Below are 13,984 nucleotides of genomic sequence, written 5' to 3' on the forward strand. Positions count from 1 at the left end.
CTGGCGTGGGGTCAGTTGAACGGGCCGGCCACGGCGAAAGCGCCGCCCTGGTAGACCATGCTCGGGTCATCGGCGGCGGGTGCCGGTTGGGCCTCCACGGCTGCGCGGAAGGCTTCCGAGCTGTCCTTGGGCACATAGCCCAGGTGCGCGGCATGGCGGTTGTCCCACCACACGGTGCGATTGTCGGAGGCGCCGTAGACGATGGTATGGCCAACGTCGGGCGTCGATAGGCCACGTTCGATCAGTTGCACCAAGTCGTCATAGCTCAGCCAGGTGCAGAGCATGCGCGGGTTCTGTGGCTGCGGGAACGACGAGCCGATGCGAATGCTGACGGTCTCGATGCCGTAGCGGTCAAAGTAGAAGCTGGCCACATCTTCGCCGTAGCACTTGGACAGCCCGTAATAGCTGTCGGGACGGCGTGGCGCGTGAGCGTCGATGCGCTCATCCTGGCGGTAGAAACCGATGGTGTGGTTGGAGCTGGCGAAGATGATGCGCTTGACCCCATGCTTGCGCGCCGCCTCGTACACGTGGAACACGCCGCAGATATTGGGGCCGAGAATCTCTTCGAAGGCGTGCTCGGTAGAAACCCCGCCGAAGTGGATGATGGCGTCCACGCCTTCGACCAGTGCATGCACCGCAGCCTTGTCGGCCAGGTCGCAGGTGATGACTTCCTCATGCGGGCCAGCAGCAGGCGCCATGGGGCTGATGTCGGAAAGGCGCAGGACCTCGGCGTAGCCTTTCAGGCGTTCGCGAAGGACCTTGCCCAGGCCGCCTGCGGCTCCAGTGAGCAGCAGGCGATTGAAGGGGGTAGTGGTCATGGCCGGCTCTTGTTGTTAGTTGTTGTAGGTTGTCGTATGACTTGGGTGATTATTGGCGGTGGTTCTGTGTGTTGTCAATGAGGCTTGGGCGGCTTTTGCCGGCCTTTTCGCGGATAAGAAAATGCGAAAGGCCTGCGCGGTCGCCCGTAGGAGCGGGTTTACCCGCGAATGGGCCAGGCCTGCTGGCCAATCTCCACCCGCCGTTCACCGTTGTCGCCGCCACCGTATTCGCGGGTTTACCCGCGAAGAGGCCGGCCCTGCTGGCCAATTTCCACCCGCCGCTCACTGTTGCCGCGACCACCGTATTCGCGGGTAAACCCGCTCCTACACCAGATCGAGGGTGGACACAGGTCGGTGGTTGGGCGCAGGCCGCTGTGTAGGAGCGGGTTTACCCGCGAAAGGGCCGGCCCTTCTGGCCAGTTTTCACCCGCCGTTCGCCGTTGCCGCCGCTACCGTATTCGCGGGTAAACCCGCTCCTACATCTGATCGAGGGTGGACACAGGTCGGTGGTTGGACACAGGTCGTCGTAGGAGCGGGTTCACCCGCGAAAGGGCCGGCCCTGCTGGCCAATCTCCACCCGCCGCTCACCGTTGCCGCCACCACCGTATTCGCGGGTAAACCCGCAGGTCTTGATCAGAGCAACGACAATGGGTAGTTGAAGATCAACCGGTTCTCATCAAACTCGTTATTGCTGTAATCCCGGCGAATCGACGAGTTACGCCATTTCACACTCAAATCCTTGAATGCCCCGCTCTGGATCACATACGCAAGCTCCGTTTCACGCACCCACTCCTTGCCATCGGTCACCCCCCCGCTGTGCACATCGCGCCCGCTGATGTAGCGGTTCATCAAGGTCAGCCCTGGCACCCCGACGGTGACGAAGTTGAAGTCATGGCGCACCTGCCACGAACGCTCGTTGGCATTGTCGAAGCTGGAGTTGTAACTGTCGTTGGCCAAGGTCCCGCCACTGGTGCCGTTCACCCGCATCCAGGTATCACCATCGACTTTCTGCAGCCCCACCCAGAAGGTGCTGCCACCGTACTTGGCCGAGAACATCCCCGAGTAGGTCTTGTTGTCCAGCTGCCCGGCGCGTTCGGAGCCGTCCTCGTCGCCATGGAAGTAGCCCAGGTTCGCACCCAGGGTCCAGTCACCCACCGGCTGGCTGTGGCTCAGTTGCAGGTATTGCTGCTGGTACACGTCCTTCAGCACCGCATTCCAAAGCCCCACCAGCGTGCGGTCCTGGTTGAACTTGTACTCGCCGCCGACGAAGTTGAAACGGTCCGACACACCGCCGCCGTAGCTCATGTCTTCCATGCTCGCGTCGTTACGCGGGCTGTTGCCGCGGAACTGGCCGCCGTACAGGGTCAGCCCTGCGATTTCGTTGGAGGTAACCTGCCCGCCACGGAACGTCTGTGGCAACGAACGCCCGTCGTCCGAACGCAGAATCGGCAGTACCGGCATCCATTCACCGATCTTCAGTTCGGTCTTGGAAATACGCGCCTTGCCCGCCACTGCCAGGCGCCCGTAGTCGTCTGCCGGCTTGCCATCGTCATGGCGTGGCAGCAACGCCGTGCCATAGGTACCGCCACCGCCGTCGAGTTTGACCGACCACAGCCCCAGCACATCCACGCCGAAGCCGATTGGCCCTTCGGTGAACCCCGAGCGGGCATCGAGGATGAAGCTTTGCGTCCACTCCTCGGCCTTGCTCTGTGGGTTGCTGGGGTTGGTGAAGTTGCGGTTGATGTAGAAGTTGCGCAGCCCGAGGGTGGCCTTGCTGTCCTCGACAAATCCCGCTGCCAGGCTGGTGCCCGGCAGGCCGGCGATAACCCCGGCGCCAAGCAGGGCGAAGGGTAGGGTGTGGCAGATTTTCATTATTGTTGTGCTCCCTAAGGGTGTGGCAGCCCGTCCACCGGGCACGCGCAAGCGGCCTGCGGCAGGGGCGGGTAGATAACGGGCCGGTCAGGGCCAGGGGTGAATGCGCGGTAACCGGGCGCTACGTACTGGCAGGTTTACGCGAGCTGGCCGGGGGAAGAGGGGTATGCAACAGACGTAGGTGTAGCGGGATGGATGTCGACATGAGTTCGTCCACTGATTGTTGTTTTTGTTATGCGTTGTCGTACAACTGTGGGCGATTATTAGCAAGGGGGAGGAGGGCTGTCAACGGCTGATCGCAGAGCAAATAAGGTACTAGACGCCAAAAACTGAGCGGCAGAGGCTCTACCCTGAACGCGCTGCAGACATACTACAACTGCCATGCACCATGCCACGCACGTACACGATCTACTGGTAGGAGCGGGCTTGCCCGCGAACACGGGTAAAGCCCGTGCCATCCACCCCATTGGCCGCCTCGCACTGCAAACCGGGGGCAGGGTTAAAAATCAAATCGTAACTGCGGTGGCCCCATCCCCGAGCCTGCGCTATCTTCAGATCTGGCCTCGCCCTTGACCACGTCGACTGGCATGTCCAGTCCCGGCATCCTTGCTGGTGCCGTACCCCTCCTGTCGGCAGGGGCGAGGCCTCTTCATTTGAAGGGAATGGCGCTGTGGTCACTTCCGGCAGACAAACTGCCATTGCAGAGTCCCCACGATCAGTGCAGTGTAATGACAATCGTCTTTACATGAGGGCTATGTCATGGCTTCTATCAATATCCGCGTCGACGATGATCTCAAAGCCCGCGCCTACAAAGAGCTCGATCGCCTCGGTGTCACCCCCTCCGAACTCATGCGCCAGGCCCTGCAATATGTAGCTGAGCGGGGCAAGCTACCCTTCCGGCCGGTCCTGATGACCGAGGAAGATGAAGATCTCATTGCTACCGTACAAGAGCGGCTTGCTTCTCCGCAGCGCGTGAGGGTAAAGCTGGATGACCTATAGCCTCGACTTTGATTCCCGCGCATTGAAAGAGTGGAAGAAGCTGGGCGATACCGTGCGTCAGCAGTTCAAGAAGAAACTGGCAGAGGTCCTGCTGAAACCTTGAATCGAGGCAAACCGCCTTCACTCGCTGCCGGATTGCTACAAAATAAAGCTTCGCAGCAGCGGGTACAGGCTGGTTTATCAGGTCATTGACCAAGAGATCGTGGTTTTTGTCGTCGCTGTCGATCGCCGTGAGCGGGACCAAGCTTACAAAAAGGCTGCTGAGCGACTTGAGTAGGCCTATAGGGTTTGGCAGCCCCAGGCCGAAATCTCCAAGGTAAAACACCGCCTCAAAGCTAGAGCTGTGCTTCGGTGGGAGCGGGCTTGCCCGCGAAGAATCCGACTCGGTGTATGGCACCGGCTTCGCCGGTGTTCGCGGCGGTTCTACGCCTCGATGAACCCGCACAGGTCCCCCATCAGCCCAGAGGGCTCATTGCCAAGTCAGGCAGACCAGCTTGCCAGGTAACCCCGGCAAACTGCGATCTCTGTAGGAGCGGGTTCACCCGCGAAGAGGCCAGCACAGGCAATAAATGGTCCCCTGTTCACATGGGCCTTCGCAGGGGCGGTCTTTTATAGGATTAAGAAATCAATCTTCGTAACTGACGTCAGGACTCTCGGGGAAAATCATAAAAAAAGGCTGCCAATCGGCAGCCTTCTCGATGCTCAGCCCGGACGATCAGTCCCAGCTCAACGCCCCACCAGTCTGATACTCAATCACACGCGTCTCAAAGAAGTTCTTCTCTTTCTTCAAGTCCATGATCTCGCTCATCCATGGGAACGGGTTGGTAGTCCCTGGATACTCTTCCTTCAGGCCGATCTGGGTCAGACGACGGTTGGCGATGAACTTGAGGTAGTCCTCCATCATCGCTGCGTTCATACCCAGTACACCGCGTGGCATGGTGTCACGGGCGTATTCGATCTCCAGCTGGGTCCCTTGCAGGATCATCTGGGTCGCTTCTTCCTTCATCGCCGCATCCCACAGGTGCGGGTTCTCGATCTTGATCTGGTTGATCACGTCGATGCCGAAGTTCAGGTGCATCGACTCGTCACGCAGGATGTACTGGAACTGCTCGGCCACGCCGGTCATCTTGTTGCGGCGGCCCATGGACAGGATCTGGGTGAAGCCGCAGTAGAAGAAGATGCCTTCCAGGACGCAGTAGTAGGCGATCAGGTTGCGCAGCAGCTCTTTGTCGGTTTCGACGGTGCCGGTGTTGAATTCCGGGTCGGAGATGGCGCGGGTGTACTTCAGGCCCCAGGCGGCTTTTTTAGCGACCGACGGGATCTCGTGGTACATGTTGAAGATCTCGCCTTCATCCATGCCCAGCGACTCGATGCAGTACTGGTAGGCGTGGGTGTGGATCGCTTCTTCGAAGGCCTGGCGCAGGATGTACTGGCGGCACTCCGGGTTGGTGATCAGGCGGTACACGGCCAGGGCCAGGTTGTTGGCAACCAGCGAGTCGGCGGTGGAGAAGAAGCCGAGGTTGCGCATGACGATGCGGCGCTCGTCTTCGGTCAGGCCGTCCTGGCTCTTCCACAGGGCGATGTCCGCGGTCATGTTGACCTCTTGCGGCATCCAGTGGTTGGCGCAGCCGTCCAGGTACTTCTGCCAGGCCCAGTCGTACTTGAACGGTACCAGCTGGTTGAGGTCGGCGCGGCAGTTGATCATGCGCTTTTCATCTACTGCCACGCGGGCCGAGGAGCCTTCCAGCTCGGCCAGGCCTTCGGCAACGTCGAGGGCGTCGAGGGCAGCCTTGGCACGTTTGACGGCTTCGGAGTCAGAAGCGGTGGCCGCACGGGCCTCCAGGGCGGCGGCACCACCGGCGCTGTCGAGCTTGTCGAGGGTGGCGGCGGCAGCGGCCTGCGCAGGGGTGTTGCCTTTGGCGGCTACTTCGCCGTCTTCTTTGTCGAATTCGTCCCAGCTCAGCATGGTTTGGCTCCTGCTTGAGGGTCGCCCTGGGGCAACCGGTTGGATTTTAAGAATGTGATGCCTGACGCAAGGCCGTAACGGCGAATGGACAGCTCGAGAGGCTGACTCTCGTTTACATCTGAATGTGTTCTGGCTTGTACCTGGCCAGGCCTCTGGGAGGGGCCAGGACAATTGAATAGGTGCTCTTTTCAGAGGGCGCAGAGTATACCGGAATTCACCTTCGATCGGGGCGCGTGTGTCGCCGGCGAGGGTAACTTTTTCGACCGGTTTGGCGTGCGTCCGTTCACGAAAAAGGTGGCTTCTTCTACGGGGGGAGAGTGTAGCGCCAACCTATATGTTGTGCCAGTTTAAATTTCAAGGCACATCATATGGTGTTTCTTGAGGGCTGTGTTGCAAAGCCGGCCTCGCCGCGGGCTGGCCGGCGATGAGGCCAGCTACCACTAGCTACGGTGGGTATACAGCGTTTCGACAATGTGTGTCTTGGGGTGCTTGCGTGCCTGTTCCACTGAGGTGAAACGGCCGGTTTCTGCGTTGCGACCAATCTTGCGAGATGCCAGTTTTTTCCGCGCCATGGGCGTACATCCTTTTTTGAGAGGTCCTGTTCTTTTACCGAGCTGCGTGAACAGTGGGCAAAGGGCAAGGTTTCTCTGAGGCGCGGATACAAAAATGCCGCGCGGGGCACCCGTAGGCACCCCGCACGGCATTCAGGCCTTACTGGCAGGCTTCGCAGTCAGGCTCGTCGATCGCGCAGGCCTTCGGCACTGGCGCTGGGCCGGCTGCCTGGACCGGGGCGCTGTCGCCACCGCTGGAAACGGCGTTGAGCTTGCCGGTGTTGATGGTCGACTTCTCGGTGCTGGTGGCGGCCAGGGCACGGAGGTAGTAGGTGGTTTTCAGGCCACGGTACCAGGCCATGCGGTAGGTCACGTCCAGCTTCTTGCCCGATGCACCCGCGATGTACAGGTTCAGCGACTGCGCCTGGTCGATCCACTTCTGGCGACGGGAAGCAGCGTCGACAATCCACTTGGTCTCGACTTCGAACGCAGTGGCGTACAGGTCTTTCAGCTCTTGCGGGATACGCTCGATCTGCTGTACCGAACCGTCGTAGTACTTCAGGTCGTTGATCATGACCGAGTCCCACAGGTCGCGGGCCTTGAGGTCGCGAACCAGGTACGGGTTGATCACGGTGAATTCGCCCGACAGGTTCGATTTCACGTACAGGTTCTGGTAGGTAGGCTCGATCGACTGCGACACGCCAGTGATGTTGGCGATGGTCGCGGTTGGCGCGATGGCCATGATGTTCGAGTTACGAATACCTTTCTGCACGCGGGCACGTACCGGCGCCCAGTCCAGGGTTTCTTCCAGGTTGACGTCGATGTACTTCTGGCCACGGGCCTCGATCAGGATCTGTTGCGAATCCAGTGGCAGGATGCCCTTGGACCACAGCGAACCCTGGAAGGTCTCGTAGGCGCCGCGTTCATCGGCCAGGTCGCAAGAAGCCTGGATGGCGTAGTAGCTGACCGCTTCCATCGACTTGTCGGCAAACTCGACGGCAGCATCGGAGCCGTAAGGAATGTGCTGCAGGTACAGCGCATCCTGGAAGCCCATGATGCCCAGGCCGACCGGACGGTGCTTGAAGTTCGAGTTACGCGCTTGCGGCACCGAGTAGTAGTTGATGTCGATCACGTTGTCGAGCATGCGCACAGCGGTGTTCACGGTGCGTTGCAGCTTGGTGGTGTCCAGCTTGCCATCGACGATGTGGTTTGGCAGGTTGATCGAGCCCAGGTTGCAGACCGCGATCTCGTCCTTGTTGGTGTTCAGGGTGATCTCGGTGCACAGGTTCGAGCTGTGGACCACGCCCACGTGCTGCTGCGGCGAACGCAGGTTGCACGGGTCCTTGAAGGTCAGCCATGGGTGGCCGGTCTCGAACAGCATCGACAGCATCTTGCGCCACAGGTCTTTGGCCTGGATGGTCTTGAACACCTTGATCTTGTTGTACTCGGTCAGGGCTTCGTAGTACTCGTAGCGTTCTTCGAAGGCCTTGCCGGTCAGGTCGTGCAGGTCTGGCACTTCCGAAGGCGAGAACAGGGTCCACTTGCCGTCATCGAAGACACGCTTCATGAACAGGTCAGGGATCCAGTTGGCGGTGTTCATGTCGTGGGTACGACGGCGGTCATCACCGGTGTTCTTGCGCAGCTCGATGAATTCTTCGATGTCCAGGTGCCAGGTTTCCAGGTAGGCACATACAGCGCCTTTGCGCTTGCCACCCTGGTTCACGGCAACGGCGGTGTCGTTGACCACTTTCAGGAACGGGACGACGCCCTGGGATTTACCGTTGGTGCCCTTGATGTACGAGCCCAGTGCACGGACCGGGGTCCAGTCGTTGCCCAGGCCGCCAGCGAATTTCGACAGCATGGCGTTGTCGTGGATCGCGTGGTAGATGCCCGACAGGTCATCTGGCACGGTGGTCAGGTAGCAGCTGGACAGCTGCGGGCGCAGGGTACCGGCGTTGAACAGGGTCGGGGTCGAGGCCATGTAGTCGAACGACGACAACAGGTTGTAGAACTCGATCGCACGGGCTTCCTTGTCCTTCTCTTCCAGCGCCAGGCCCATGGCCACACGCATGAAGAACACCTGCGGCAGTTCGAAGCGCACGCCATCCTTGTGGATGAAGTAGCGGTCGTACAGGGTCTGCAGGCCCAGGTAGGTGAACTGCTGGTCGCGCTCGTGGTTGATCGCCTTGCCCAGTTTTTCCAGGTCGAAGTCGGCCAGGGCCGGGTTCAGCAGCTCGAACTCGATACCTTTGGCGACGTAGGCCGGCAGGGCCTTGGCGTACAGGTCAGCCATTTCGTGGTGGGTGGCGCTGTCGGCTACATTCAGGAAGCCCAGGCCTTCGGCGCGCAGGGTGTCCATCAGCAGGCGGGCGGTAACGAACGAGTAGTTCGGCTCGCGCTCCACCAGGGTACGGGCGGTCATCACCAGGGCGGTGTTGACGTCCTTGATGGCCACGCCGTCGTACAGGTTCTTCAGGGTTTCGCGCTGGATCAGGTCGCCATCGACTTCGGCCAGGCCTTCGCAGGCTTCGCTGATGATGGTGTTCAGGCGGGCCATGTCGAGCGGCGCCAGGCTGCCGTCAGCCAGGGTGATGCGGATGCTCGGGTGCGGCTCGACCACGGCGTCGGTGTTGGCGCGGGTGGCACGCTCCTTGGCGCGCTGGTCACGGTAGATCACGTAGTCGCGGGCAACTTTCTGCTCGCCGGCGCGCATCAGGGCCAGTTCGACCTGGTCCTGGATTTCTTCGATGTGGATGGTGCCACCCGATGGCATGCGACGCTTGAACGTGGCGGTAACCTGCTCGGTCAGGCGCGCGACGGTGTCGTGGATGCGCGACGAAGCGGCGGCAGTGCCGCCTTCAACTGCGAGGAACGCCTTGGTGATGGCGACGGTGATCTTGTCGTCGGTGTAAGGGACGACAGTGCCGTTACGCTTGATCACGCGCAGTTGGCCAGGGGCGGTGGCAGCCAGATCCTGGTTGGAATCGGCGGCCTGCGGCACCTTGGCCTGCGGGTTCTCGCGAGTTGTGTCGGTTTGCATGGGTGGGTGTCTCCACAATTTCTATATTGTTCAGGCGCCCTATGGGCGCCCACCGTTCCGTCCACTTGCTCGATGGCCCTGCGGGGATGCACAAAGCATGCGCATCCGCCCGCACGGGCGTACCGACTTCGGGACAGACTCAGGAATTAGGGGCAATGGCTTGCCGCTCCCTGGCCGAAGTCAAAGGTTTTGGGCGGGGCCCAAAATCTGTTGCTGATGGATGCCAGGGCTGGCCTGCAACACCCATGCCCGAACAAGGCCCTGGAAGGGCTTGCCTCGGTCGCCTCCGCAGGAGCGGTTTGGCTGCTGAAATCACCTGAAGTTCCACCCGAAAAATCGCTTGATCTTGCGGGTTGACTTTTGTGTGTGATTTTGCACGAACCCCTATATCTAGTGGTTCGCTGCGATCGGGATACAAGATAATGCGGTATTGGGGGCTTTGCAAGGCGAGCGCCTGTGGATAAGTTGTGTGTACTTTGTGAGTGAATGGTGGGTATTCGCTGTAGGCCTTGTGCCAAGTGGTTTGCAGTATTTTTCTGCACCGTGACGCCCTTGGGCAGTTTTTTTGGGGCGCGAAGCCTGTCACAAAAAACGGTTCAGTCGAGGGGGCGGTAGGGCGTGTCTTAAGATCTGGGGTGCCTGGGAGATCGAGCACCGTCCGCGGGGCGCTCGGTCTCGCAGGGCCCCCCATCTACATTCATACTCTCAGCTGCCCTGACACGATCCCAAGAACAACAAGGCCAAAGCCATGGACCACCCCATACCCCGCATCCTCATCGTCGAAGACGACCAGCGCCTCGCCGAACTCACCGCCGAATACCTGCAGGCCAATGGTTTCGAGGTCGCGGTGGAGGCCGATGGCGCCCGCGCCGCGAGGCGCATCATCGACAGCCAGCCCGACCTGGTGATCCTCGACCTGATGCTCCCCGGCGAGGACGGCCTGAGCATCTGCCGTCGGGTGCGCAGCCAGTACCAGGGGCCGATCCTCATGCTCACCGCGCGCAGCGATGAACTCGACCAGGTTCAGGGCCTGGACCTGGGTGCCGACGACTACGTCTGCAAACCCGTGCGCCCACGCTTGCTGCTGGCGCGTATCCAGGCCCTGCTGCGCCGCAGCGAAACCGTGGACAGCAAGCGCCAGGACCTGGCCTTCGGTGCGCTGCGTATCGACAACCGCCTGCGCGAGGCGCACCTGGGCGAGCAGTTGATCGAACTGACCGGCGCCGAATTCGATCTGCTCTGGCTGTTGGCCAGCAACGCTGGCCGGGTGCTGACCCGTGAACAGATCTTCACCGCACTGCGTGGCGTGGGCTACGACGGCCAGGACCGCTCCATCGATATCCGCATCTCGAAAATCCGCCCCAAGATCGGCGACGACCCGCTTCAGCCGCGGTTGATCAAGACCCTGCGCAGCAAAGGCTACCTGTTCGTTGGCGAGGCGCCATGAACAATTCGATCTTCCTGCGCATCTACGGCGGCATGCTGGCCGTGCTGGTGCTGGTGGCCCTGCTTGGCGTGCTCAGCCTGCACCTGGTCAACGAAGTGCGCGCTGCCCAGCATCGCGAGGGCCTGGCCCAGGGCACCTTCAGCCTGATGGCCGACAACCTGGCAATGCAGAATGAAACCCAACGCAAGCGTTCGCTGCTGATCTGGGAACGCCTGCTTGGCGTGCCGTTGGCGCTGCAACCGATGAGCGCACGCAGCCTTGACGGTGGCCAGCGGGCGCGCCTGTACCGTGGCCTGGTGGTGGTCGAGAAGATTGGCCCGCATGCGGCGCAAGTGCTACGCAAGGTGGGTCAGGAAGACCTGATGCTGGTCGCGCAGATCAAACAGATCAGCGAGCAGTTGGCGCGGGCCACCCTCTATCTATTGGCCGACGAACTGGTGCGCTACCCGGTAACCGAACAGCAGCAGCGCCTGGCACAGATCAAGCAGGAAAAGGGCTTCGGCTTTGGCGTTGCCTTGCAACGTATCGAGCGGGTCAGCCTGGACGATGACCAGCGGCGCCGCGTGGAGGAGGGCGACACGGTGATGGCGCTGGGCAAGGATGGTGACTCGATCCGGGTGTTCGCCGGGCTGACGGGCTCGCCATGGGTACTGGAAATCGGCCCGCTGTACCAGCTCAACCCTTACCCGCCGCAGTTGCTGATTCTGATTGCCTTCCTGGGGCTGTGCCTGATTGGCCTGGTGGTCTACCTGCTGGTGCGTCAGCTGGAACGTCGTGTGTCCGGCCTGGAGATTGCTGCCACGCGCATCGCCCAAGGCAGCCTGGATACCCGCGTGCCGGCCGGCGACGCCGACTCGGTAGGGCGCCTGGCGGCTGCCTTCAATGGCATGGCCGAGCACCTGCAGCGCTCGCTGACCATGCAGCGCGAGCTGGTGCGAGCGGTGTCCCACGAGCTTCGCACGCCGGTGGCGCGCCTGCGCTTTGGCCTGGAGATGATCGAAAGCGCCACGACTGAACAGGTGCGGGCAAAGCACCTGGCGGGCATGGACGGGGATATCCAGGACCTCGACAAGCTGGTCGACGAGATGCTGACCTACGCCCGCCTGGAGCAGGGCGCACCGGCCTTGAAGTTCCAGCGGGTCGATCTGGATGCCTTGCTCGATCGGGTGATCGAAGAGCTGGCACCTTTGCGTGCCGAGGTGCGGGTGGTGCGCGGCGACTGTCAGGGCGCGGATGCCGAAGGCGCCTGGGTCGAGGCCGAGCCGCGCTACTTGCACCGGGCCCTGCAGAACCTTGTCGGCAATGCCATGCGCCATGCCGAGGGCGAAGTGCGCCTGAGCTATCAGCTGGGCCAGCAACGTTGCCGCATCGATGTGGAGGATGACGGCCCAGGGATCCCCGAGGGCTTCTGGGACCGCATTTTCACGCCCTTCACCCGCCTCGATGACAGCCGCACCCGCGCCTCGGGCGGGCATGGCCTGGGCCTGTCGATCGTACGGCGGATCATCTACTGGCACGCGGGCCGGGCCACGGTGGGCCGCAGCGAGGCGTTGGGCGGTGCCTGCTTCAGCCTGAACTGGCCAAGGCAGCAGGCACCGCTGTGAAGGTCAGACGCTGACCAGGCTCAGCAGGTGGCCGTCCTGCAGGCAGAACTGGCCTTGCAGCTCTGCGCCTTGCTGCCACTGCGGTGACAGGTCGGTGAGCAGGCGCAAGCGCGCCAGCCCTTCTGCGGACCAGTCGAGCACTTCTGCGTGTTCGAAGTAGAAGCGTTGGCGAGTCAGTGGGTACAGGGTCTTGAACAAGCTTTCCTTCAGCGAGAACGTCAGGGTGACCGTAAGCCCAAGCTGGCGGCGGTCCAGGCGCTCCAGCTCTGCCGGGGTAAGGATTTCGCCCATCAGCCTCTCGGCGCGCGCGTCATCCAGCAAGGCTTCCTGATCCAGGCCCAGACCTTGGCAGCTGTTTTCGCCGGCGACCACCGCGGCGGCCCAGCCCTTGCCGTGTGTGATCGAGCCATGAATACCGGCGGGCCAGATGGGCGAGCGGTCTTCGTGGGTGCCGGGCACGTAGTCGCGGCCGTCCAGGTGCTGGAGCGCGGCGCGGGCACATACGCGGCCGGCCAGGTACTCGGCCTGGCGCTTGGCCACCGAGCGCAGCAGGCTGGCGCTGGGCAGTACGCCAGCGCGCTGGAAGTCGTCGGCGGCCAAGTGGGCAGGGTCGAAGGCGCAACTGACCAGCACCGCGCCGGGCAATGGGCGGGGCAGGGGCCAGTGGTGCTGGAGCGGGGCGCAACAGGCAGGAAGTGTGTTCATGGCGGCTATTGTGCCAGCTGTGCAGGCGCTAAGGGAGGTGGCGTGGTAACGCCTCCTTTCCCACAACGATTGCACAATCTTTTATTTGAACACCTTCTTGAAGAACGCCTGCATATCCGCCCAGGAACGCTCGTCCGCGGCCTTGTTATAGCCAATGTCCGGCCCCCCATGTTCACCGTGGCTGAGCCGATCGGCATCGGGGTTGGTGAACCCGTGCTTGGCCCCTTCAATACTGACGAACTGGTAGTTGACCTTGGCCGCATCCATCTCGGCCTTGAACGCCTCCACCTGCTGTGGGGTGACCATGCTGTCCGCCGCACCATGCTCGACCAGGATATCGGCCCGCACCACGCCAGGTTTTGCCGGGGTCTGGGTGGCCAGTGCGCCATGGAAGCTCACCACGCCATCGAGCTTTTCTCCCCGGCGTGCGGCATCGAGCACCACCTTGCCGCCAAAACAGTAGCCGACAGCGCCCAGTTGATGCTTGTTCACATTCGGCTGCTTTTTCAACAACTCCAGGCCCGCGTCGAAGCGCGCTGCTGCCGCAGCCGGGTCCTTCATCGCTGCGGCCATGAATGCCTGGGCATCCTGCGGGTGCTCGGTGTGCTTGCCATCGCCGTACATGTCGATGGCCAGTGCCTTGTAGCCCAGGGCGGCGAGATCTCTCGCACGACGCTTGGCATAGTCGTTCAGGCCCCACCATTCATGCACCACAACGATGCCTGGGCGTTTGCCGTCCAGCGCGTCATCGTAGGCGTAGTAGCCGACGAGGCGGTTGCCATCGTCGTCCTGATAAGGAATTTCACGGGTCACTACCGCCGCTTGGGCGAGGGCGGCGCTGCACATCAGGGTCAGGGCCAGCAGGGCTCGCATGTTCACAACTCCTTGTTTTGCTATCGATTCGTTCAGCCGGGGTTCAGCCAGGGTTCAGTCGCGGTTCAGGGTGCCCTGATTACTCTAGCTTCCAGACCGAAACAGCGCA

General features: G+C 61.7%; 10 protein-coding genes and 1 pseudogene. 4 read left to right on the forward strand and 7 right to left on the reverse strand.

Annotation, left to right across the window (positions count from 1 at the left end; genetic code table 11):
• Window positions 1-11 precede the first annotated feature (11 nt).
• The gene (locus LMH93_RS06205) at window positions 12-818 is read right to left on the reverse strand and encodes an NAD-dependent epimerase/dehydratase family protein (protein WP_003254828.1); all 807 of its coding nucleotides are present in this window, start codon (window positions 816-818) and stop codon (window positions 12-14) included.
• Between the two features lie 633 nt (window positions 819-1,451).
• Window positions 1,452-2,690: an OprD family porin gene (locus LMH93_RS06210; RefSeq protein WP_004577198.1), complete on the reverse strand. Its 1,239-nt coding sequence runs from the start codon at window positions 2,688-2,690 to the stop codon at window positions 1,452-1,454.
• Window positions 2,691-3,449: 759 nt separating this feature from the next.
• On the opposite strand from LMH93_RS06210, the gene LMH93_RS06215 reads away from it, so the two are divergent.
• Together LMH93_RS06215 and LMH93_RS06220 are read left to right on the forward strand one after the other, a co-directional pair.
• A complete protein-coding gene (locus LMH93_RS06215; protein WP_003254825.1) occupies window positions 3,450-3,689 on the forward strand; it encodes a type II toxin-antitoxin system RelB/DinJ family antitoxin in 240 nt (79 codons plus the stop codon).
• Window positions 3,679-3,966, forward strand: a pseudogene (locus tag LMH93_RS06220) (type II toxin-antitoxin system RelE family toxin). Before LMH93_RS06215 ends, LMH93_RS06220 begins: the two are co-directional and overlap by 11 nt.
• 438 nt (window positions 3,967-4,404) lie before the next feature.
• On the opposite strand, the gene LMH93_RS06225 reads toward LMH93_RS06220, so the two are convergent.
• From LMH93_RS06225 to LMH93_RS06230, 3 genes are all read right to left on the reverse strand, one after another.
• Entirely contained in the window at window positions 4,405-5,655 is a 1,251-nt protein-coding gene (locus LMH93_RS06225) for a ribonucleotide-diphosphate reductase subunit beta (protein ID WP_003254823.1), read from the reverse strand.
• A 440-nt stretch (window positions 5,656-6,095) separates the two neighbouring features.
• Entirely contained in the window at window positions 6,096-6,227 is a 132-nt protein-coding gene (locus LMH93_RS29620; RefSeq protein WP_003254821.1) for a hypothetical protein, read from the reverse strand.
• 139 nt (window positions 6,228-6,366) lie between these two features.
• A complete protein-coding gene (locus tag LMH93_RS06230; RefSeq protein ID WP_003254820.1) occupies window positions 6,367-9,246 on the reverse strand; it encodes a ribonucleoside-diphosphate reductase subunit alpha in 2,880 nt (959 codons plus the stop codon).
• A 748-nt stretch (window positions 9,247-9,994) separates the two neighbouring features.
• Here LMH93_RS06230 and LMH93_RS06235 point away from each other — a divergent pair.
• Together LMH93_RS06235 and LMH93_RS06240 are read left to right on the forward strand one after the other, a co-directional pair.
• Window positions 9,995-10,693 (forward strand): response regulator transcription factor, encoded by a 699-nt coding sequence (locus LMH93_RS06235; protein ID WP_004576832.1) that lies wholly within the window; start codon window positions 9,995-9,997, stop codon window positions 10,691-10,693.
• Window positions 10,690-12,297 (forward strand): ATP-binding protein, encoded by a 1,608-nt coding sequence (locus LMH93_RS06240; protein ID WP_003254818.1) that lies wholly within the window; start codon window positions 10,690-10,692, stop codon window positions 12,295-12,297. The genes LMH93_RS06235 and LMH93_RS06240 overlap by 4 nt, the downstream gene beginning before the upstream one ends.
• A 3-nt stretch (window positions 12,298-12,300) precedes the next feature.
• On the opposite strand, the gene LMH93_RS06245 is transcribed toward LMH93_RS06240, so the two are convergent.
• Together LMH93_RS06245 and LMH93_RS06250 are read right to left on the reverse strand one after the other, a co-directional pair.
• Window positions 12,301-13,002 (reverse strand): 4'-phosphopantetheinyl transferase family protein, encoded by a 702-nt coding sequence (locus tag LMH93_RS06245; protein ID WP_003254817.1) that lies wholly within the window; start codon window positions 13,000-13,002, stop codon window positions 12,301-12,303.
• Between the two features lie 81 nt (window positions 13,003-13,083).
• Window positions 13,084-13,875, reverse strand: coding sequence for a dienelactone hydrolase family protein (locus LMH93_RS06250; protein ID WP_004576834.1), 792 nt, complete (start codon window positions 13,873-13,875; stop codon window positions 13,084-13,086).
• Between the last annotated feature and the right edge of the window lie 109 nt (window positions 13,876-13,984).

This window comes from Pseudomonas sp. CIP-10 (genome assembly GCF_020911845.1).
GTDB lineage: Bacteria > Pseudomonadota > Gammaproteobacteria > Pseudomonadales > Pseudomonadaceae > Aquipseudomonas > Aquipseudomonas alloputida.

Excerpts from the sequence above, each read along its gene's own strand:
- LMH93_RS06235 (WP_004576832.1), top strand. The coding sequence starts at position 9,995 with ATGGACCACCCCATACCCCGCATCCTCATCGTCGAAGACGACCAGCGC.
- LMH93_RS29620 (WP_003254821.1), bottom strand. The coding sequence starts at position 6,227 with ATGGCGCGGAAAAAACTGGCATCTCGCAAGATTGGTCGCAACGCAGAA.
- LMH93_RS06230 (WP_003254820.1), bottom strand. The coding sequence starts at position 9,246 with ATGCAAACCGACACAACTCGCGAGAACCCGCAGGCCAAGGTGCCGCAG.
- LMH93_RS06225 (WP_003254823.1), bottom strand. The coding sequence starts at position 5,655 with ATGCTGAGCTGGGACGAATTCGACAAAGAAGACGGCGAAGTAGCCGCC.
- LMH93_RS06215 (WP_003254825.1), top strand. The coding sequence starts at position 3,450 with ATGGCTTCTATCAATATCCGCGTCGACGATGATCTCAAAGCCCGCGCC.
- LMH93_RS06250 (WP_004576834.1), bottom strand. The coding sequence starts at position 13,875 with ATGCGAGCCCTGCTGGCCCTGACCCTGATGTGCAGCGCCGCCCTCGCC.
- LMH93_RS06205 (WP_003254828.1), bottom strand. The coding sequence starts at position 818 with ATGACCACTACCCCCTTCAATCGCCTGCTGCTCACTGGAGCCGCAGGC.
- LMH93_RS06210 (WP_004577198.1), bottom strand. The coding sequence starts at position 2,690 with ATGAAAATCTGCCACACCCTACCCTTCGCCCTGCTTGGCGCCGGGGTT.
- LMH93_RS06245 (WP_003254817.1), bottom strand. The coding sequence starts at position 13,002 with ATGAACACACTTCCTGCCTGTTGCGCCCCGCTCCAGCACCACTGGCCC.
- LMH93_RS06240 (WP_003254818.1), top strand. The coding sequence starts at position 10,690 with ATGAACAATTCGATCTTCCTGCGCATCTACGGCGGCATGCTGGCCGTG.